General features: G+C 71.8%; 15 protein-coding genes. 4 read left to right on the top strand and 11 right to left on the bottom strand.

Annotated elements, in window-relative coordinates; translation table 11 throughout:
• A partial coding sequence (locus ACJ73U_RS26435) for an aldo/keto reductase (RefSeq protein ID WP_407780411.1) occupies positions 1 to 423 on the bottom strand: 423 nt, incomplete at its 3' end.
• Between the two features lie 130 nt (positions 424 to 553).
• Between ACJ73U_RS26435 and ACJ73U_RS26430 the strand changes: the two genes are divergently transcribed.
• Both ACJ73U_RS26430 and ligD read left to right on the top strand, forming a co-directional pair.
• Positions 554 to 1,486 (top strand): hypothetical protein, encoded by a 933-nt coding sequence (locus ACJ73U_RS26430; RefSeq protein WP_407780410.1) that lies wholly within the window; start codon positions 554 to 556, stop codon positions 1,484 to 1,486.
• A gap of 19 nt (positions 1,487 to 1,505) precedes the next feature.
• Positions 1,506 to 2,432 carry a non-homologous end-joining DNA ligase gene (gene ligD / locus ACJ73U_RS26425; RefSeq protein WP_407780409.1) on the top strand — a complete coding sequence of 309 codons (927 nt, stop codon included), beginning with the start codon at positions 1,506 to 1,508 and terminating at the stop codon, positions 2,430 to 2,432.
• Here ligD and ACJ73U_RS26420 read toward each other — a convergent pair.
• The 4 genes from ACJ73U_RS26420 to ACJ73U_RS26405 all read right to left on the bottom strand — a co-directional run bounded on the left by ACJ73U_RS26420 (position 2,424) and on the right by ACJ73U_RS26405 (position 9,981).
• Entirely contained in the window at positions 2,424 to 3,854 is a 1,431-nt protein-coding gene (locus ACJ73U_RS26420) for a hypothetical protein (protein ID WP_407780408.1), read from the bottom strand. The two genes, ligD and ACJ73U_RS26420, sit on opposite strands and share 9 nt — an antisense overlap.
• Before the next feature lie 261 nt (positions 3,855 to 4,115).
• Positions 4,116 to 5,906, bottom strand: coding sequence for a TNT domain-containing protein (locus tag ACJ73U_RS26415; protein WP_407780407.1), 1,791 nt, complete (start codon positions 5,904 to 5,906; stop codon positions 4,116 to 4,118).
• Positions 5,907 to 5,940: 34 nt separating this feature from the next.
• Entirely contained in the window at positions 5,941 to 6,396 is a 456-nt protein-coding gene (locus ACJ73U_RS26410; protein ID WP_407780406.1) for a hypothetical protein, read from the bottom strand.
• An 18-nt stretch (positions 6,397 to 6,414) separates the two neighbouring features.
• Positions 6,415 to 9,981 (bottom strand): glycohydrolase toxin TNT-related protein, encoded by a 3,567-nt coding sequence (locus ACJ73U_RS26405; RefSeq protein ID WP_407780405.1) that lies wholly within the window; start codon positions 9,979 to 9,981, stop codon positions 6,415 to 6,417.
• A gap of 616 nt (positions 9,982 to 10,597) precedes the next feature.
• On the opposite strand from ACJ73U_RS26405, the gene ACJ73U_RS26400 reads away from it, so the two are divergent.
• Positions 10,598 to 11,701: a hypothetical protein gene (locus ACJ73U_RS26400; RefSeq protein ID WP_407780404.1), complete on the top strand. Its 1,104-nt coding sequence runs from the start codon at positions 10,598 to 10,600 to the stop codon at positions 11,699 to 11,701.
• Positions 11,702 to 11,776: 75 nt separating this feature from the next.
• On the opposite strand, the gene ACJ73U_RS26395 is transcribed toward ACJ73U_RS26400, so the two are convergent.
• Complete coding sequence (locus tag ACJ73U_RS26395; protein WP_407780403.1) at positions 11,777 to 12,592, bottom strand: WXG100 family type VII secretion target; 816 nt, start codon at positions 12,590 to 12,592, stop codon at positions 11,777 to 11,779.
• A 285-nt stretch (positions 12,593 to 12,877) separates the two neighbouring features.
• Between ACJ73U_RS26395 and ACJ73U_RS26390 the strand changes: the two genes are divergently transcribed.
• Positions 12,878 to 13,759: a hypothetical protein gene (locus ACJ73U_RS26390; protein ID WP_407780402.1), complete on the top strand. Its 882-nt coding sequence runs from the start codon at positions 12,878 to 12,880 to the stop codon at positions 13,757 to 13,759.
• A gap of 12 nt (positions 13,760 to 13,771) precedes the next feature.
• Here the strand turns inward: ACJ73U_RS26390 and ACJ73U_RS26385 are convergent, their stop codons facing one another.
• The 5 genes from ACJ73U_RS26385 to ACJ73U_RS26365 form a co-directional block, all read right to left on the bottom strand.
• Entirely contained in the window at positions 13,772 to 15,055 is a 1,284-nt protein-coding gene (locus ACJ73U_RS26385; RefSeq protein ID WP_407780401.1) for a BtrH N-terminal domain-containing protein, read from the bottom strand.
• A gap of 249 nt (positions 15,056 to 15,304) precedes the next feature.
• Positions 15,305 to 16,474, bottom strand: a complete 1,170-nt coding sequence (locus tag ACJ73U_RS26380; RefSeq protein ID WP_407780400.1) for a diguanylate cyclase — start codon at positions 16,472 to 16,474, stop codon at positions 15,305 to 15,307.
• Between the two features lie 419 nt (positions 16,475 to 16,893).
• Positions 16,894 to 18,087 (bottom strand): MFS transporter, encoded by a 1,194-nt coding sequence (locus ACJ73U_RS26375; protein ID WP_407780412.1) that lies wholly within the window; start codon positions 18,085 to 18,087, stop codon positions 16,894 to 16,896.
• 245 nt (positions 18,088 to 18,332) lie between these two features.
• A complete protein-coding gene (locus tag ACJ73U_RS26370) occupies positions 18,333 to 18,497 on the bottom strand; it encodes a hypothetical protein (RefSeq protein WP_407780399.1) in 165 nt (54 codons plus the stop codon).
• Between the two features lie 606 nt (positions 18,498 to 19,103).
• The coding region (locus ACJ73U_RS26365) for a ThuA domain-containing protein (protein ID WP_407780398.1) at positions 19,104 to 19,773 on the bottom strand (670 nt) is incomplete at its 5' end.

Genomic DNA, 19,773 nt, shown 5'->3' with positions numbered 1-19,773 from the left:
CGAGTCCTCGATCGGCACGTCGGGATCCGGCCGGTGGAACTGGTACAGCGGGATCTCGTCGAGCCTGAGCCGGCGCAGGCTGCCCTCGCACTCCTCCCGCAGGTGCTCGGGCCTGCCGTTGGGCGTCCACTCGCCGGGCCCCGGGCGCTCCAGGCCGCCCTTGGTCGCGATCACCAGGTCGTCCGGGTAGGGGTACAGGGTCTCGCCGATCAGCTCCTCGCTGACGTGCGGCCCGTAGGAGTTCGCGGTGTCGATGAAGTTGACCCCGAGCGCGACGGCACGCCGCAGCACCGCCTTCGCCTCGTCCGCGTTCGCCGGCGGCCCCCAGATGCCGTCACCGGTGATCCGCATGGCCCCGAAACCGAGGCGGTTGACCGTCAGGTCGCCGCCGACGTCGATCGTTCCAGCCGTTGCCGCATCCACGGTCCCGAGTGTTCCACGGATGTCGCGACCGGCGCCAATTCGTCTATTTGGGACGGGCGCTGAGCAGCTCATATCTGGCGTCCTCCGCTTTGCCGGGTTACCGTTGCCGCGGGGTGTGGGAGGCCGAAGAGTGAGTAGCTTGCGTCCGCCGGTGGGCCTGGTCCTGGCCCGGGAGGCCAGGGAGATCCCGGGCCCCGATCCACGGTGGACGTACGAGCCGAAGTTCGACGGCTGGCGGGCGGTCGCGTTCGCGTCCGCCGGGGTGCTGCAGTCACGCCGCGACAACGACCTCGCGGCCCGGTTCCCGGGGATCGTCACCGCCGTGCGGTCGCTCGGGGACGTGGTCGTCGACGGCGAGCTGGTGGCGTTGCGGGAGGGCCGGCTGGACTTCGGGTCGCTCGCCGCCATGCCGGCCGGCAGGGCCGCCGCGGGCGTCGACGTGTACTTCGTCGCGTTCGACCTGCTGGCCGACGGCGGGGAGGATCTCCGCGCCGCCTCGTTCGTGACGCGGCGGGCGCGGTTGGAGCAGGTGTTCGCCGGCGCGGCGCCGCCGCTGCAGCTGACACCGTCCACCCGGGACCGGGACGTCACCGCCGGGTGGATGCGGCCCGAGGTCGCCGACGTCGGCATCGAGGGGGTCGTCGCCAAGCTCGTCGCCTCGCCCTACCGGGCCGGCCGGGCGGGGGACTGGGTGAAGATCCGCCAGAAGGTCGTGGTCGACGCCGTCGTCATCGGCGCCGCCGGCGCGCTCGCCCGGCCCGAGGCGCTGCTGCTCGCCCGGCCGGACGCCGAGGGCGTGCTCCAGCCGATCGGGTTGTCGCTGCCCCTGCCGCCGGCCTTCCGCGACGAGGCCGCCCAGCGGAACCGGCCCACGCACGAGCCGCGCCGCCGCCTGCCCACCGCCGTCTTCGGCCACGAGGGCACCCTGTACCAGCCGGTCCACCCGACGCTGGTCGTCGAGGCGGAGGCGGACGCCACGGTCATGACCTTCAGCGCCCGCCTGCGCCCACGCGTCCACCGCCTGCGCCCCGACCTCGCCCCCGAGGACGTTCACCCCGGGTGAGGACGGGTACCCGTCGGCCATGAGCACCGCCACCCTCGACGACCTGCACCGGACGGGGTGGTGGCGGGTCGGCGGGCGCGACGTGCACGTGACGAACCTGGACAAGGTCCTCTTCCCCGGCCCGCCACCGCTCACCAAACGCGACGTCGTGCGCTACTACGCCGACGTCGCGCCCTGGCTGCTGCCCTACCTCGAGGGCCGGCCGGTCAACGCGCACCGCTACCCCGACGGCGTGACGCGCCCGGGCTTCTGGCACAAGGAGGTGCCCGACCACGCCCCGGACTGGCTGACCCGCTGGCACAACACCGAGGCGGACCGCGACGAGACCCAGTGCTACGCGGTGCTCGACAGCGCGGCGGCGCTGGTGTGGATGGCGAACTTCGCCGGCATCGAGCTGCACCCGTGGACCTCCCGGCTGCCGAACGTCCACCAGCCCACCTGGGCGCTGATCGACATCGACCCCGGCGAGACCACCACCTTCGACCAGGTGCTGGAGCTCGCCAGGCTGTACCGGACGGCGCTGGACCACCTCGGCGTGACGGGCATGCCGAAGGTGACCGGCCAACGTGGCATCCAGGTGTGGATCCCGGTCCGCGACGGCTACACCTTCGACGACACCCGGGGCTGGGTGGAGGCCGTGTCCCGCACGATCGGCCGGATCGTGCCGGACCTCGTCAGCTGGCAGTGGTACCGCGACCGCAGGCGCGGCCGCGCCCGCCTGGACTACACGCAGAACGCGATCAACAAGACCCTGGTGGCGCCCTTCAGTATCCGCCCGGCCCGCGGCGCCCCGGTGTCCGTGCCGATCACCTGGGACGAGCTGGAGGACGAGGACCTGCGCCCGAACCGCTGGACCGTCCACACCGTACTCGAGCGGCTGCGCGACCGGGGCGACCCGCTGGCGCCGCTGATCGGGCGCCAGCAGGAGCTGCCGGACCTATCGTGACGCCGTCATCACGATGAAGTCGCCGTGACCGCCGTAGCCGAGCACCGGCTCCGCGTACTGCGTGCCGTCGAAGGTGAGCAGCCACCACGTGTTCCTCACGCGCACGACCATCGGGTGCGGGATGTTCGTGCCGTAGGGCGCATCCAGTGTCCCGTGCGGCCGCATCCGCAGGTCGTACACCCGGTAGAGGCGGGCGTCGCCGTCGCTGGCGAGCACGTACCACGCGCCGTCGATCCGCTGGATGATCGTGCCCTCGGTCTGGTCCACGGTCAGGTCGGCGCCGACCCGGGACAGGCTCTCCAGCGTCGCGCCGCGGGCCAGCGCGGGGTGGAACACGAACGACGGTGACTGCGCCGGGCTCTCCACGAACGCCACGTGCCACCGGCCGTTGATCCGGGTCAGCGCGGGGTCCCACGAGCTGACGTCGGTGGGCAGCGGCAGGGGCGTGGTGGGCAGCACGTGCACCCCGGAGAGCACGTTCTGCCTGGTCCGCACGTACCGCACGTGGACGCCGGCGAAGTTGAAGTCGCCCCAGGACGACATGGCCAGCACGAACTCGTCGCCGTCGAGGACGATCTGCCCGGCGTGGTCGCCGAGCACGACGCCGTCACGGGCGAAGAACAGCTGCGCGACCTGTTCGAGGCGGGTCGGGTCGGTCAGGTCGAGCGTCCACACGCCCCAGTGCGCCTGCTGGAAGAAGCCCAGGCCCGCGTTGGTCAGCGTGAGGTACAGCTTGTTGTCGCGGATGACCGGCCGCCCGTCGGCGTACTGCACCACGTGCGGGTCGCGGACGCCGGCCTGCCCGAAGTAGCCGGCCCGCACCCGGCCCAGCAGCACGTCGCCGCGCCCGCCGTAGCCGTAGGACAGCCGGCCCAGGGTGTCGGGCACCCGCAGGTCGATGAGCGCGCGGACGCCGTCCCGCTCGGTGAGCAGCGGCTGCCACGCGGTGCCGGTGCCGGTCGTGTCCGCCAGCACGGTCACCGCGTTCTCGTTGAACACCACGGCGAACTGGAACGGCGCGACCAGGTTCGCGGCCACCGACTTGACCACGGTGGTGGTGCCGCCCCTGGTGATCTCGATGGTGGCGCGGCCGTCCCCGTAGGTGCCGAGCACCCGGGTGCCGTCGTCGCCGACCAGGCCCGCCACCACGCCGGTGCCGGACCGCACCTCGACCAGCACCGACCCGTACGGCGCCCGCGGCCGCACGTCGGTCGAGACGACCGCGTCCCGCACCGGCCGCGCCACCGTGTCGTACTGCACGAACCGCGGCGCGATCAGGTCGAACGGCCGGTACTTCGCCCGGATCCCGAACACGAGGTCCTCGGGGTCGGCCCCGGCCGTCCCGGGTAACGCCAACCCCGCCAGCCCGGTGAGCCCGGCCGCGCCCGCGCCACGCAGCAGTGTCCGCCTGTCGAAAGACATCCTCGTCCCTCCTAGTTGCCGGCCACCCACTTAACGCGGTTCCCGGCGAGGAATCAACGCCCACTCGGGCGACCCGCGAGTCCAACGCCCACGCCCCGCGTGTCCAACGCCCAGGACCCGCGTGTCCAACCCGCACGACACGTGAGTCCAACGCGCACGACACGTGAGTTCGACAAATCGTGCCGGAGTGGCTGTCACGATTTGTCGAACTCGGCGTTCCGGAGCGTTGGACACGCGGGGCGTGCCGGTTGGACACGCGGGTCAGGGCGTTTCGGTGAGGCTGCCGTTCGACAGGTGCTCCTCGATGGAGCGGGGGAGGAGGTAGGCCGTGCCGCCGCCGGGCTGGTTGTGCCACGGCACCACGTAGCCGGACACCGTGCGCAGCTCCCGCACCACGCGGTAGCTGCGCGGGCCCTGCTGTTCGCGTTCCGGGCGCAGCGACATGGCACTGAACTCGGTGCCCGCGTCGAAGGTCAGGTTGCCGGCCGGCGAGCCGTAGCGCACCACCTCCCGGCCCGGCACCAGCGTCGCGACGTGCTTCTCCGCGATCAGCGTCAGCGGTGGTTCACCCGGCAGCGGCTGGATCGGCCAGTCGTTGAGCGCCTGCGCCGTGTTCACGTCCGGGGCCCCGGCACGCAGGCGCGACGGGGTGACGGCCAGGGTGCCGATCAGGTACGCGCCCGCGTCCCACAGCTGCGTGAACCGCTTGGCGTTGCGGGGCTTGCCGCGTTCGTAGTCGGCGACCTGCCACTCGTCGCCGACGCGTTCCAGGCACACCGCGCCTTCCAGCGAGTCCAGGATGCGGTACGCCTGCGGCACGGCGCCCAGCTCGCTCACCCGGCGCTCGATGATCGCGAGGACCCGGCGGTCGCGGTCGGACAGCTCGGGCCGACCCGCCGACCCATCCGCTTGCCGGGCATCCCGCGGCTGCCCGTCCTGTGGCGGCTGCGCTCCTGGTGCCTGCACCCCTGTTACCAGCGCTCCTGGTGCCTGCGCTCCTGATACCTGCGCCCCTGGCGGCTGCGCTCCTGGTGGCTGAGCGCCCTCCGCCGGCAGGCCCTGTGGCGGCCCGCCTGGTGGTTGTGCGCCCGGTGGTTGTGCGTCCTGCTGTTCGGCCCGCGGCTGTTCGGTCTGCCCGGCCTGTTGTGGCTGGGCGTCCTGTGCCGACTGTTGCTGTGCCGACTGTTGCTGTGCCGGCTGTTGCTGAGCTGGAGGTTGTTGTGCCGGGACCTCGCCGGTGAGCGCGATGTACGCGGCGTCCCTGGTCGCCTGGTCGAGCCGCGGCGGGGTGAAGCCGTTGCCGCGGACGTGCGCGACCAGGTCCGGCTCGGGCGGCACGCCGTGCTTGGCCAGGTAGTGCGGCAGGGCCGCCGGCCAGATCCACGTCCCGTCGGTGTGGAACCCGGCGGGGGTGTCCCGCGTGCCGTTCGGGTCGAACAGGTCGGCGTCGAACCCGCGGCCGCCCATGATCACGTGCGCGGTGTTCAGGTAGGTCAGCACGCCCGGCACCTCGGACTCGGGCACCGGCGGCCGGTTGACCACGGGCCGGCCGTTCGCGTCCCGGTAGTCGAAGATCCGCGCGTGCCGGAACCGGCCGGCCACCTCGGCGACCCGCTCCGCGGCCGGCAGGACGGTCTTCATCCAGTCCGGCACGCTCGCCGGGTCCCTCGGGTACATCTCCAGCTCGTCGAGCACGTCGTAGCGGCCCGGCGCCTGTTGCCAGCGCGGGTCCTCGGGAAACAGGTAGTTGACCGAGAGCTTGATCGGCCACTCGACGACCGTGCTGGCGGCCGACCAGGTCCCGGCGCCCTCCCGGTACATGCCGGCCCGCAGCCGCCGGTAGTACTCGGCGAGCTCACGCGGCGGCTCCCACTCGCGGAGCTGGCCGTCGATGCCGAGGATGTGCCCGACCATCTCCTCCTTGTTGCCGCAGCCGCGGTACATGACCCGGATCTGGTCGCGGTCGGACGGCGCGCGCAGGGCCAGCAGGTCGGCGATCTTCCGCTGCAGGTCTCGCTGCTCCTCGAAACCGAGCGGTGCTGGGCGGGTCATGAAACGGGAGTCCTCCTACTTGCGGATGTGCGTGTCACGCGGGTGTGCCGGCCTGCTCGAGCACCCGACGGAGCCAGTCGGGCACCTTGTCCGCGGGCCGGGCGTAGGTCTCGAGGTCGTGCTTGAACACCGCCGGCGGGATCGGCGGGTCCCACAGCGGGTCGAACTCGTAGTTGTAGAAGACCTGGAACTCGCCGGGCGGGTTCATCATGTAGCGCGCCGAGAACCAGGCGCCGCGGTCCGGGTCGTACATCAGCCCGCGCAGCTCGACGAGGGCCTGGGCAGCCTGCGCGGGCGGGTTGACCTCGGCGTAGCTCAGGTCGTTCATGATCACCGTGAGGCCGAAGTCCTGCACGCCCTCCGCGATCCGCGCGATCAGGTCGATCCGGCGCCACCCCTGCGGCGCGGCGCTGATCAGCGCGCCGCCGATCAGCTGCAGCAGCTCGTCGTAGCGTTGCTGCCTGGCCTGCGGGTCCCAGGGCTGAGCCATGTTCTCTGCGTTCTCCTGCTAGTTGTCATAACGCCGGAAGTGGATCCTGATCCTGCCATGGCTGTCCCGCATGACGAACCGCTGATGCACCTGCTGCGGCCGGGCGGGGGCGCCCGGCGTGGCGCCCTCCGTCTGGAGGTCGTGCCACAGGTGGTCGGAGCCGTGCGTGCGCTGCTCCCGCTCCGCGGCCATGTCCTGGCCCCACCAGATCTGGTCGGCTGGGCCGCCGAGCGACCGGTTCTCGGCGCTGAGCTGCGGGAACTGGTTGCGCGCGTCGACGTGCCCGCCGGCCTGGGTCGGCCGGATGTGCCCGCCGTCCACGTCGACCGAGCCGCCCTCCCTCTTGACGAGGGTCTGCGCCTTCCCGCTCCGCGGCGCGCTCTGGGAGTAGTCGCGCTCGTCGGTGGCCTCGGTGGACACGCCGTGGTCGTTGGTGATGTAGACGTCCTCGCCGTTGATCCGGGTGACCACGTTCGGCGGGAAGTTGTTCAGCTCGGGGTTCAGCTCACCGACCCGCACGTTGCCCGACCCGGTCGCGCTCCGGCTCGACCAGGTGTCGATCGCGACCACCCGCGCGGTGCCGTCCGGGCCGGGGGCGCCGGTGTAGAGCCGGGTCGTGCCGTTCGGCGTGTTGTGGACGATCTCCGTGTGCGGCGGGTAGCTGGTGCGGCTGCTGAGCGCCTCACCGATGCCGCGCGGCGGCTGGTCGAGCGGGCGCCGTAGCGGGTGGTCCGCCGGCAGGCTCGTGTCGGTGGACGGGAAGGTCACCGTGTTGTCGTGCGGCGGGGTGGTCCACTCCCGGTACCGGGGCGGTAGCCCGGCGGCGTCGGTGGTGTAGATGTGCTCGGCGCCGTCGACGTCGACCCGGTAGGTCGTGTTGGGCTGCGGGTAGGACGCGTCCGGGTTCTCGTTGGCGCCGGACTCGTGGATCCCCTCAGTCCGGTTGTTGACCTCCAGGTCCGCATGGCTGATCACGCCGGCGTCGTTGGTGTAGTAGGTGCCGCGGCCGGGAACGTGGTAGGCGGTGTTGGGTTCGAGGCCGGTCCGCCCGATCAACCGCTCGCCGCTGCGCAGCGGCCGGTTCGCGTCGGTCGGGTCCGCGGTGCTGGCAGCGTCGTCGTCGACCCTGATCGTGACGGGATCGTCCGCGTTGTCCACCCGTGGCGGCACGAAGGGCGACTGAACCCGGCCACGGTCGACGTCGTCACCGAACGGCAGGGGGGTGCCGTGTTCTGGGCCAGGCGCCGGCGGCGGGCCTTCGCCCGGGGCGCCGGAGGGGTTCTGCGTGTCGCTTGCGTCCGCAGGCGGGTGGGTTGAGTCGGTGGTCGGGTCGCTCGTTGAGCCTGTGGGTGGGTGGGTTGAGTCGTTCGGGGAGTGCGTCGGGTCGACTGGTCGGTTGGTCGCCGGGTGGCTCGCTGAGTCGGTCGATTGGTGCGAGGGGTCGGTTGGCGGGTGGGTCGGATCGGTGGTCGGGTGGCTCGTTGAGCCAGCGGGTGGATGAGTCGGGTCGTTCGGTGAGTGCGTGGGGCCGGTTGGGGAGTGCGTCGGGTCCGTTGGGGAGTGGGTTGTTGCGCCGGTCGGCGGGTCGGTCGCCGGTTGGCTCGTTGAGTCCGTCGGCGCGTGGGTCGGGTCGGTCGGTGTGGGACTCGGCGAGTCCGTTGGGGTGTGGCTCGTGGAGTCGGTCGGCGCGCCGGGCGGCGTCTGGGTCGGGGCGGTTGGCGAGCCGGGGCGGTTGTCTACCGGCAGGCCGTTGCGGCCGGTGTCGCTGACCGTGCCGTCGCCGTCGAAGGCGCGCCAGCCGCCGTCCGGTGGGTGGGTCGGGCGGGCCCGGCCGCGGTCGTCGACGTGGTCGGCGCTGGCCGAGTACGGCGTGGTGTTCTGCTGGCCGGACCAGGACCGCTCGGTCGGCGCGATGACCCGTGCCCCGGACTCCCTGGCCAGGTCGGCGGCCAGGCCATTGTCGTGCCGGCCGGCCTCGCAGCCGTTGAGGATGATCGGGTCGGTGCCGTTCCAGCCGAGGTCGCGGGCCAGGTTCGCCAGGTCGCGGCCGTTCAGCTGCTGGCCGTTGACGTAGGCGTGCTGGCCGTCGCTGTGCACGTCCAGGATGAAGTGTCCGTCGATGGGCGCGACGGCCGAGGCCGCGTCCCGGGTACGGATGTCGGACGGGTCGAACAGCGCCGCACCGGCCGGGGTGCGGAAGGCGCTGTTGTCCGCGACCTGCTGGAGGTGGTCCGGCAGCGGCGGCGTCGAGTCACCCTCCTGTGAGCTGGCGTCGTTGTCCCCGCCCTCGGTGTGATCACTGCCGGTGTGGTCCAGGTGGTCGGTGTGGTCGGCTCCGTCGCGGGCGTCGTCGACGCTGACGGTGTCGTTGTGCTGGGTGCCGTCGCCGCCGTCCTGCCCGAAGGAGTCCGGCAGTACCCGCCCGTTGTCCGGCGGGACGTGCACCTCGCGGATGACGCCCTCGGCCAGCAGGCGCTGGACGTTGACGTCGTCGTTGAGCGTGAACTGCCGCCCACCGCCGGGCTGCCCCAGCGCCGGCGCCACGTCGGCGAGGGTGCCCGGCAGTCCGCTCGGATCAGCGACGACGTAGACGTGGTACCCCACCTCGGCGTTGTCGGGGAAGATCGCCCGCTCGCTGTAGTGGTAGGGCGTCCCGTCGGTGTCCATGGGGGACAGGAACCGACCGTTCTCGCCCCCGAACCGGTCGAGGACGGTGCCCTCGGGCAGGGTGACGTGCCGTTCCGACCCTTCGACCGCGCCATCGTTGGGCGGCCACTGGTTGGTCCGGTAGGTCCCGTCGGGCCGGTGGTTGGCGTTGAACTCCTCCCGCGACCCGTGCACCCCCCAGGGGTTGTGATCGGCGATGAGCGGGGCCACCCGCTGGTCGTAGCTACCCATCCCGTTGGTGCGGTCGCCACCCATCGGGGTGTAGTCGCCCATGTCGGCGTAGGGGTGCTCACCCTGCTTGTTGCCGAGGAAGTTGAGCGGCACCCCGTTCTCGTCGACGGGCGGCCCATCGGCCGGCTCCCCACTGACCGGCGGCGTGCCGGCGTCACCCGTGTCACTGTCGGCGCCATCGGCGGACGAACCGTCGTCCGCGGCGTCGTCCGGCTTGTCGGTCGGGTCATCGTCCGGCGTGGGCCCGTCGGAGTCCTCGCCATGGATATCCGTCTTGCCGTCGTCCGTGTTGCCGTCGTCCGTCTTGCCGTCGTCGGGTTTGGGGCTGTCGTTTTTGTCGGAATCGGTCTTGGCTTCGTCCGGTTTGCTGGAGTCGGTCTTGTTGTCGTCCGGTGTGGCCGAATCAGGCTTGGGCTCCGTGTCGGACTTCGCGTCGGTGTTGGGCCTGGAATCGGTGTCGGCTTTGGAATCGGTGTCGGGTTTGGGATCGGAGGTGGCCGGCTTGTCGGAGTCCGGCTTCGGCGTGGTGTCCTCCGGCGCACGCGACACGTCGTCGGTGGAGCGCGAGACGTCCGGCTGCGCGGACGGGCGGTTCGCCGACGTCCGGTCCGGCGCCGGACCGGCATCCGGCTGCGTGGCACCCTCGGGACGGCTGCCCGTCGGCCCCACGGGTGTGCCCGGACGCACGTTCCCCGGTTGCCCTGGCCTGTTCAGCCCTTCAGGCCGCGAGGTCGGTCCACCGAATCCCTGGTTCGGGCGCGGTGACGTGCCATTGCCGGGATGACCAGGAGACTGCTGCCCAGGCCCGCCAGGACCACGCCCGGGAGCCCCGGGATTGCCATACCCACCGGCCTGCGCCGGCCCGTACGGCCGCCCTCCAGGCGGTGATCCACCCGGACGAGGTCCGCCCGGCTGCCCATTACCCCCCTGCGGCCCGTACCCACCGGGCACCGGCCCACCAGCGACCGGCCCCCGTCCACCAGGCCCAACCGGCTGGCCACCAGGCCCAACCGGCTGGCCACCAGGCTGCCCAGGTGGCCCCGCCGGTGGGGAACCATTCGGCCCGGTGGGTCGCCCCGTTTGTCCAGGTGGCCCTGCTGGCGTGGCACCAGTCGGGCCAGTGGGTCGCCCGGTCTGTCCTGGCGAACCCGCCGGCGTGGCACCAGTCGGCCCGCCCGGACCAGTAGGCCGGCCAGCGGTCGGTCCCGTCGTTCCTCGCGGCTGGCCGCCCGTGCCGCCGCCCGGCCCGCCCGCGAGCCCCATCGGCGTGCCCGACGGCCGCGCCCCAGTCCCAGCAGCAGGCGTGGACGGCCGCGAACCACCCGGCCCCGCCGGACCACCCGCCGGACCACCTGACGACGGCCGGCTCGACGGCTCCCCAGGCGCACCAGGCGTACCCGACGACCGCGACGGCGAACTCGACGTGCCGGACGTGCCGGACAGCGGCGTCGCCCCGGTCCCACCCGACGCGCCCGGCACAGAGGACGACCGCGACGACGTGCTCGGCGTGCCGGAAGACCGCGGCGTGGCGCCCGTCCCGCTCGACGAGGTCGGCACACCGGATGGCCGTGACGATGTGCCGGGCGTGCCGGCACGCGGCGTCGCCCCGGTCCCACCCGAGGCAGCCGGCACGGAGGACGGTCGCGACGGCGCGCCCGGCGTGCCGGAAGACCGCGGCGTCGACCCGGTTCCGCCAGAGGTCGTCGGCACGGAGGACGGTCGCGACGACGTGCCTGGCGTGCCGGCACGCGGCGTCGACCCGCCGTTCTGCCCGGCGACCGGGGGCGCGCCGGCCACCCGTGGCGTCCCGCCGGGGCCACCCGGCCGCGGCGTCGACTGGCCGGTCCCACCGGACGTGCTCGGGATGCTCGACGGCCGGGACGTCCCTCCCGGCACGCCGCTGGACCGCGGCGTCGACCCCGACCCGCCGGCGGTGGTCGGCGGGCAGGTCGTGCCCGACGAACCCGTCGGCGAGGCCCCGGACCGGGACGAGCCGGGGCTGCCGGACGTCTGCGGCGGCTTGTTGCCCAGGCCGTTGCCGGCCTTCTGCAGGTTCGACGCGTTCGACTGTTCGAGGTTGCGTTGCGCCTGCGCGGTGTCCCTGACCTTCTGGCCGGTGGTCTCGGTGGCCGCGGCCGCGCGTTCGGCGCCGTTGCGCGCGGTCTTGATGGCCTCGTCCGCCTTGACCATCGCGACCTGGCCGAACACGCCCGCGCTCTGTGAGGACGCGCCGATGTTGAGCCTGCTGCCGACGCCGTCCCGGATCTGGCCGCCGCGGTCGGTGAACCGGCCGCCCATCCGCTCGACCCCGTCGGGGTCCATGCTGGTGCCCTGGCCGGGCGCCATCCCGCCGCCGGGACTGCTCGGCCGGGGCGAGGAACTGGAGCCGCTCGACCCACTGCTGTGATGTGACGGGCTGTGGCTACTGCCGCCGTCGCTGCCGGAGGAACCGCCGTGCCGATGCGCCATCAGACCCGAACCGTCAGGCCTGCTGCGGCACGTCGTACGGCTTGACCGCGTCGTAGGCCGTCTTGGCGTAGTCGCCGTAGTCCGCGAACTTCTCCAGGCCCTTCATCAGGCCTTCCATCTTCTCGGTGAGCCTGGCCATGCGCGAGCCGAACCGCTCCATCGCCTTCACCAGCTTGGCGAGCCGGCTCGCCATCTTGCTGGCCAGCATGCCCGCGCGGGTGCCGGCGTACCCGGCGTACGCGGCGATCGAGCCGCCGAAGGTGGGCGCGGCGGACGCGGCGGCGATGATCGCGCCGGCGATCAGCTCGCCCACCAGGTCGGAGATCCAGTCGAAGACCAGCGCCCGCAGCTCGCACACCAGCGCGCCGGAGATCGCGTAGATCGCGGCGGTGCCGTCCATGGTCTTGCCGAGCGCCTCGTACTGCGCGGCCAGCTGCTGCTGGTTCTGGCGGAACGCCTCGTTCGCCTCGCCCGACCAGGACGCCCCCATCGCCTCGGTGTCCTCCCGGTGCTCCTGGGCGATCGTCTTGACCTCGACCGCGGCCTGCTTGAGCTGGTCGGTGTTGGCGTTGATCTCGTCGGGGTTGCCGAGCAGCGCGTCGAGCGGCTCCCGGATGAAGCTGATGTGCTCCATCAGCCAGCCCACACCGGCCGAGAAGATCGCGGCCAGCGGGTTCGCCGCCGACCCGACCACGTCGACGACCATCCCGACGCCCCCGATGCTGGCGTCGATGACGTCGACACCCTCACCCTCGGACTCGCCGGTCAGCGTGTCGACGAACCCGGCGACGCTCTCGACGACGCCGGCACCCTCGTACCACTCGGTCACAACCCACTCCCAGATCCGCATCCCGCCGGGTCTGAACACCTAGCAGCTCAAAGACTGTCATATCCCGGTGCACAAGGTGTCCAAAAGCCCCAAATCACTGGTTCGGACGCCGGCGGTCACCGCCCGGTTCCGTCGATCTCGCGTGGACGAGCGGGAGGACCCGGGGGTGACCGGTCCTGGACCCGGAGTCACCGGACGGCTATCCTGGGAGCGCTCCCAGTGCGCCGACATCGGTGGTGGAACATGGTCGTTCTTCGCCGCTCGCGCCGCGTCCTCCGTGGCGCGGTGCTCTTCGCGGTTGTGCTCGTCGTCACGTTCCTGCCGGGGGTGGCCGCCGCCGCGCCCGCCACGGGGAACGCCACGTGGTTCGACGCGCTCGGCTCGCCCTACGGCGGTTGCGGGTTGCCGCAGTCCGTCCTGGACAGCCAGGACTTCGTGGCCCTCAACGTGTACAACACGCCCCGCGACTACAACTTCTACCCGCGCCCGCTGCCGGCCGGCGACCCCAAGATCGGCCAGTGGGACAACGGGCACAACTGCGGCCGCTGGGTCCGCGTGACCATCAGCGACTACTGCACCGGCGTCAACGACGGCGCCCCGAACCAGCCGTTCTGCCGCAACGGCTCGTTCGTGGCCGACAGGTACAACGGTGCCACGCTGAACATGATCGTCGCGGACAGCTGCGGCGACTCCAACGCCTGGTGCCGCGACGACCCGTTCCACCTGGACCTGTCGCACGCCTCGCTCAACCGGTTCCTGCAGAACGGCGTCCCGGTCGGGGACATGGACCCCGCGCACTGGAACAACCGGCACGTCTCGTGGGAGTTCGTGCCGGCCCCGAACTACAGCGGCGACATCACCATCGGCTTCCTGCAGAGCGCGCAGGTGTGGTGGGGCGCGGTGTCGGTCTCCCACCTCCCCAACGGGATCCACGGCATCGACTACTTCGCCGGCGGCACCTGGCATGCCGCCCAGATGAACGGCGACATGGGACAGTCCTACATCCTGTCGCCGACCGTCCAGGCGGGCACGCAGTTCCAGATCAGGGTGTACGACGTGAACAACGCACTGGTCAACAACGGCCGCGTCTACACGTTCTCCCTGCCGTCGAGCTGCCAGCCGTCGTGCGGCGTGCCCTACACCCGGGTCTCCTACACGACGAGCTGACCACCCGGCCGTCTACTGTGGACTCAGCAGTGCGACGGCCTCGCGCTCGGTCTCCAGGCATTCCTCGACCAGGTCGGCGAGCCGCGCGAACAGCTCCGCCCGGCCCGCGTCGCCGAGTGGGTCGCGGTACTCGCTGGCCAGCTCGTCCATGCGCACGGTCAGCTCGCGGATCTCGGCGCGTGCCTCGGGTCCGCGGCTGAGCATCACCGCGAGCCGGCGCTCGGCCACCTCGGCGTACTCGCCGAGCGCCCCCGTGGTCTCCAGTGCGAGGCCGGCCAGCCGCGACCACGTGTCACCGGACCGGGCGAACAACTCGGCAGCCGCCCCGGCACCCGGCACGTCGTTCGCCATCTCCGCGAGGAACCGGGCGTAGGTCGGCCGGGTCGCGCCGGGTGCCGTGTACTCCAGCTCGACGCACTCGTAGAGCCGGCGGACGCCGTGGTAGAACGGCACCGGCGCGCCGAACCGCTTGGCCCAGCCCGTCCTCGTCCGCGTGTCACGCAGCTGGACTGCCAGCCGCGCCATGCCGGAGAAGCCGAAGTTCACGTCGAAGTTGTTGCCCAGCACCGGACCCGTGAGGTGCGCGACGGTGGTGGCGACGGCATCCCGCGCCGCGGCACCGAGATCGGGCTCGACCGGCGGCCCGGTCACGACGAGCATGTGGTGGCTGCCCTTCTTGTGCGCGGACCACGCGGCGAGGAAGTCGTCGACGGCGATCCCGTTGGGCCGCGGCGCCTCGTCGTCCACGAGCAGCACGTCGCCGTCCCGACCGGCGACGGCGACCACGTACGGGTCCATGCCGTACCCCGGCTCCATCCCGTGCCACGGCAACCGGCTGCGGTCCACAGTGCACAGTACCGGCCGGCCGGCGTCCAACGCCGCGGACAGCTTCCTCAGCGCGGCGGCGGGCTGCCCGCTGTGCTCCTCGGTGAAGGGCACCCGCAACCGCCGCAACGCCGCCGGCGCCCACGGCTCGGGGTGGTGCTGCGCGACGATCGTCAGCAGCGGCGGCATGTCCTTGTAGTCGAACACCGCGTACATGAAGCCGATCCCACCGGCGAGCCCGGCGATCACCGGTTCGCTGACCGGGGTTCCGGCCTGCCGCAGCACGTGCGCCACGAGTGCCGACTCCCGGTGCCACTCGACGCCGAACGTGTCGTACCCGGCCAGCAGCCCCGCGGGAAGCCCGCCCCGGCCGGCCTTGGCCAACACGTGCCGGCGAGCGGTGGTGTAGCTCTCGCCGTGGCGAGCCATGCGTTCGCGGACGAGTCGCTTGAGCGCCTTGTGCTCGGTCACCGTCGTTCCTCTCACGGCGGCCGCGGACGGTCCCACACACGACGCCCGGCGACCACCGGACGAGGGTACGGCTACACGTCCGAGGGTGTTGCCCGCGATGGCATGGGAACCACCTCTGCCTCCGCGTCGCCGGCGGGCGTGGGCCACCGGTCAGGAGGTCGGGCGCACGGGCGAGCGCCGGGGCAGAGGTTAGCACTGGTCGCTCGAGAGATCTCCGCGGCCCGGGTCGGGGTTGGTGGCCGCGAGTGGCTAACGGGGTGAGCCCACCGACGAGTCCGAAGCGGACCGCTTGACCGGGTGGCCGTTGGTCTCGGCCGTGCCGGCGTGGCCGTCGGCGGCGTGGGAGACGCGGTTGCGGCCGACCCGCTTGGCGTGCAGCAGGGCGGTGTCGGCCGCGTGGATGAGCCGGTCGAGCGCCGTGCCCGCCGACGGGTAGGCGGCCGTGCCGACCGACACGGAGATGCCCTTGATGGTCGTGAGGCTGTCGTCGCCGAGGGGGACCGCCAGCTGGGTGACCGCGTGGCGCACCCGCTCGGCGACCTCCTCGATGTCGGCCGGCGCGATGTCGGGCAGCAGGACCACGAACTCCTCGCCGCCGAAGCGGCCGACGGAGTCGTAGTCGCGGACGCTGTGGTTGATCGTCGCGGCGACGGCCTTGAGCACCGCGTCACCGGCCAGGTGCCCGTAGGTGTCGTTGATCTTCTTGAAGTGGTCGATGTCGACCATGAAGATCGCCAGCGTCCCGCGTGAGCGCTTGGCCCGGTCGAGCTCGCGGTTGGCGATGTGGTGCCAGCCGGCGTTGTTGAACAGCCCGGTCTTCTCGTCCGTGGCGACCGCCGCCTCCAACTGCTTGATCAACACGTGCCGGTGCAGCAGGAGCAGCGGCGGGTAGATCAGCAGGACGAGGATCGGCTGGTAGACCAACGCGGTGGCGGTCAGACCACCGAGGCACAGCGTCACCAGTTCGAGTGCGTTGTCCCCCCACGTGCCGACGAGGTCGGTCAGCGAGCGCTGTTGGGTGTACAGGTAGATGCCCGTCGCGACCACGAGCAGGTTCACCAGTTCGAAGGACAGCGCGGCCACCAGGACCACCGCCGCGCCGCGGACCCCGCCCGGTGGTATGCCCACCAGTCCACCCAGGCCGGTGACCTGGAGGGTGACGGCAGCGCCCCAACAGGACAGCACGATCCACGCGGTACTCGCCACGACGCGATGGGCCGGACGGGTGCTGACGTGCCGCCAGACGCGCAGCCACAGGTGGAGGTAGAGCGCGGCGATCAGCAACACGGCCCAGCCGGGGGCGAGCAGCACGACGCCCGCGATCCCCCAAACGGAGGTCACGTTGATGTGCATCTGACCGCCCATCCACCGGCGTACCCGCTCGATCTGCCGGGACATCTCCGCCTGGGCGACGCCCATCACCAGCAAGATCGCGAACCAGAGGATGTCATGCGGATTGTCAAGCTCGTCAACGAGACTGGCGACGGTCACGCCGAGGGCTGCGGCCTCGCACACCAAGGCGTATACGATCCACCTCGGCCTGGCGACCGACCACAGTGCCCACCGGGCTGGGGAGAGCGAAGCTAACCAGCCGAGGACGGGTGCTCCTATCTTGTGTCCACGCCGCATACTGTCCATGTCTACTAGTCACCCCCCTCACGCGAAGAGTATCCGTTCAATCACGGCATGTCAGTCAATTGGGCGGTACGGCCGTGGAACCCGAGAATAGGTGGACCACAATGTGCTCACGCGAAGGCTGATCACGGCCTCGACCATGCCCTACCATGACCCCACACATCGACCGGAGGTGAAGCTCGATGCGTAGCCGTGAGGGCTGATCACGTCTCCTCGCCAGAGGTTGAGGACCATACATCTGGCCGGGCGGCGGTCGCGTTCTTCCACGCAATCGCCGCCGGTACGGCGACCAACACCCCCAGCACCCCCACCAGGCCGACCACGCGGGCTGTGCCGACCACGTCGGCCAGCGCGCCCGCGAGCAGCGGGCTCAGCCCCTGAATCGTCGCCAGGCCGGACTGCTGCAGGCCGATGGCCTGCGCCCGGTTGCGGTCGGGCACCCCACGCGAGAACGAGGCCGTGGCCTGGATCATCACCGCCGTGCCCAACGCCCCCGCCACGGCGAAGAGCACGATCGAGGGAATCAGACCCGGTCTGGCCAGGCAGCCCAGCAGCGGGAGGCAGCTCGCGACCGTGAGCGGCCCGAGCAACCCGGCGCGTCGTGCCGCGGGCACGAACCGCGTGAACACGTACGCGCCGATGGCACTGCCCAGCGGGTCGGCCGCGAGGATGAGCCCGACGGAGACCGATCCGCCGCCGAACTCCGCGGTGTACGGCGCCGCGAGGCCCTCGTAGAGGATCAGCAGTGCCGACAGCCAGCTGAACACCACCAGCGTGCGCAGCGCCGGGTCCCGCCAGATCAGCCTGGCGCCGGCGAGTGCCGACCTGGCGAACGACCCCGGCGACTGCGCGCCGTCCTCGGGTGGCACGGGCCGCACCCGCACGCCGAACCACACGAACAGTCCCGACGCGACGAACGTGACCGCGTCGAGCACCAGGGCGACGGACGGGCTCAACGCGGTGAGCAGCAGGCCGCCACCGGCGAACCCGAGCATCTGCGCCGTCTGCATCGTGATCGTGCGGATGCCCATCCCGACGACGTACTTGTCCCCTTCGAGCACGTCGGGCAGCAGCGCCAGCTGGGCCGCCTTGAACGGCGCCTGCGCGAAGGACACCAGCGCGACCAGCAGGCAGAGCACCCAGAACGGCAGGCCGGGCAGCGCGACGAGTGCGATCAGCGCGGCCCGCACGAGGTCCGCGACGACCATGACCGTGCGGCGGGAGAACCGGTCTGCGAGACCGGCGAGGAACACCCCCCCGAGGAACGACGGCGCCCACGTGAGCGCGTACGTCAGCCCGGCGAGCGCGGCGGAGTTGGTGTTCCCGTAGACCAGGACGGCGAGCGCGACGCGTGCCAGCTGGTCACCGGCCTGCGAGAGCGCCTCGGCGGCCCACATGGCCCGGAACTCGCGCACCGCGAAAACGGCGCGGAAATCGACCCGGTCCGCCTCCACGAATGTCCTCCGCCCTTGCCCTCGTGCCCGCGCCCCAGTTCCAGCGCAACCGTAGCGTCGCCGGTAGTGACGAACCAACAGTCCGCCGCAGGTCGGTGACAATACGCAACACTCGACCGCTGTTCGCGAGTGGCGCGCGAACGTTATATGGTCAGACTGAATTCCAGTTGTGGGTTGGGACGTTCGGTCTAGCGCCGGATGAGCGCGTCGGCGTCGGCGTGGCGCACCCGGTTGCGCCCGCCGCGCTTGGCATGGAGGAGGCCGAGGTCGGTGCCCGGTGTGGCGTCCGCCAGATCACCGAACCCGGTGACGCGCAGGACGTTCGCCGCGGCCAGCACGACAGCACGGGCCACGCGGCGCTCGCGACGATCCGGTGGGTCGGGCGGGTGCCGATGTGCCGCCAGACGCAGCCAGAGGTGCGCGTGGAGGGCTGCCGCGAGCAGTGCGGGCCCAGCCGGGGAGAGCAGCGAGGCACCAGATCGACGTCACGTTGATGTGGGTCTGGCCGCCCACCCAGCGGCGCATGCGTTCGATCTGGCGCCACATCTCCGCCCGCGCGAGCCCCATCGCCAGCAGGGTCGCCAACCAGATCAGGGCGCGGCGCCCCGCCGGGATGCACGACCAGTCCCGCGGCGGTCACGCCGACGGCCTCGCTGGTCACCGCGTAGCCGATCCACCGCCGGGCCGCCGACCACCGACGCGGCGACACGGTCCGTGGTCGGAGCCGTGGCAGGGGTCCCCGGGAAGTGTGCTTCACGCTCACCACCCCTGGGACGAAGGGTATCCGCTCCGTCACGCATGTCAGCCGAATGGCTACTGCCTAACGACGGCGTTGAACGGGGGTCGTCTCGATCGCTCCACGCCGTTTCGATGTCAGGAACGGCGCGTTCAGGACGCTGGACGTCCCGAACGCGCCGTTCAGGGGCATGGCCGCCGTTCGCTGCGGGAACGCGCCGGCGTCAGGTACCCAGCACCGACAGCTCCCACAGCGAATAGCCCCACTGCGTGCCGCGCTGGGTGCCGGTCACCCGGACGTAGCGCGCGTTGGCCGTCACCGCGATGTCGTCGGTGCCGCCGTCGCCCGTCGTCGTCGTGAACGCCGTCTGCCACGCGTTGCCGTCCGTGGACGTCTCCACCCGGTAGGCGCGCCCGTACGCCGTCTCCCACGTGAGGCGCACCCGGCTGATCCGGTGCACGGCACCCAGATCCACACTGATCGACTGCGGATCGGCGAAGGCGCTGCTCCACCGCGTGGCGCTGTTGCCGTCCACCGCGTTGGCGCCCACGTGGGGCGTGCCGGGCTCGACGCTCGACACCGTGACCGTCCGGCCCCGCGCCAGCTCGACGTCGGTCGGTGGCTGGCTCGAGGTCGCCTTGGCCGCGACTCGGATGCCGCCCAGCAGCATGCGGGTGAAGTTGGGGTCGGAGTAGGACTCGATGGTGTGGCCGAGGCCGGTGTACCAGGCGCGGCCGGAGCCCACGTCGTGCCACCAGGTGATGGGGTGGTCGGCGCCCATGGTGCCGCCGCTGTAGGACGACTCGTCCAGGCGCATGAGCACGTTCACACTGCCGCGTGGGTTGGTGCGGTAGTTGTACCACTCGTCGAACCGGTTCCAGGTCGCCGGCAGG

Origin of the sequence: Actinophytocola sp., assembly GCF_045807065.1 — a bacterium.
Taxonomy (GTDB): Bacteria; Actinomycetota; Actinomycetes; order Mycobacteriales; family Pseudonocardiaceae; genus Actinophytocola.
Note: the sequence above shows the minus strand (reverse complement) of the source record. Positions and strands in the feature narration are given on the sequence as shown.

Bases quoted from the DNA above. Each gene is read 5' to 3' on its own strand.
- ACJ73U_RS26420 (WP_407780408.1), bottom strand. From the start codon at position 3,854: ATGTCTTTCGACAGGCGGACACTGCTGCGTGGCGCGGGCGCGGCCGGG.
- ACJ73U_RS26415 (WP_407780407.1), bottom strand. From the start codon at position 5,906: ATGACCCGCCCAGCACCGCTCGGTTTCGAGGAGCAGCGAGACCTGCAG.
- ACJ73U_RS26410 (WP_407780406.1), bottom strand. From the start codon at position 6,396: ATGGCTCAGCCCTGGGACCCGCAGGCCAGGCAGCAACGCTACGACGAG.
- ACJ73U_RS26375 (WP_407780412.1), bottom strand. From the start codon at position 18,087: ATGTGGGCCGCCGAGGCGCTCTCGCAGGCCGGTGACCAGCTGGCACGC.
- ligD (WP_407780409.1), top strand. From the start codon at position 1,506: ATGAGCACCGCCACCCTCGACGACCTGCACCGGACGGGGTGGTGGCGG.
- ACJ73U_RS26380 (WP_407780400.1), bottom strand. From the start codon at position 16,474: ATGGGCGTCGCCCAGGCGGAGATGTCCCGGCAGATCGAGCGGGTACGC.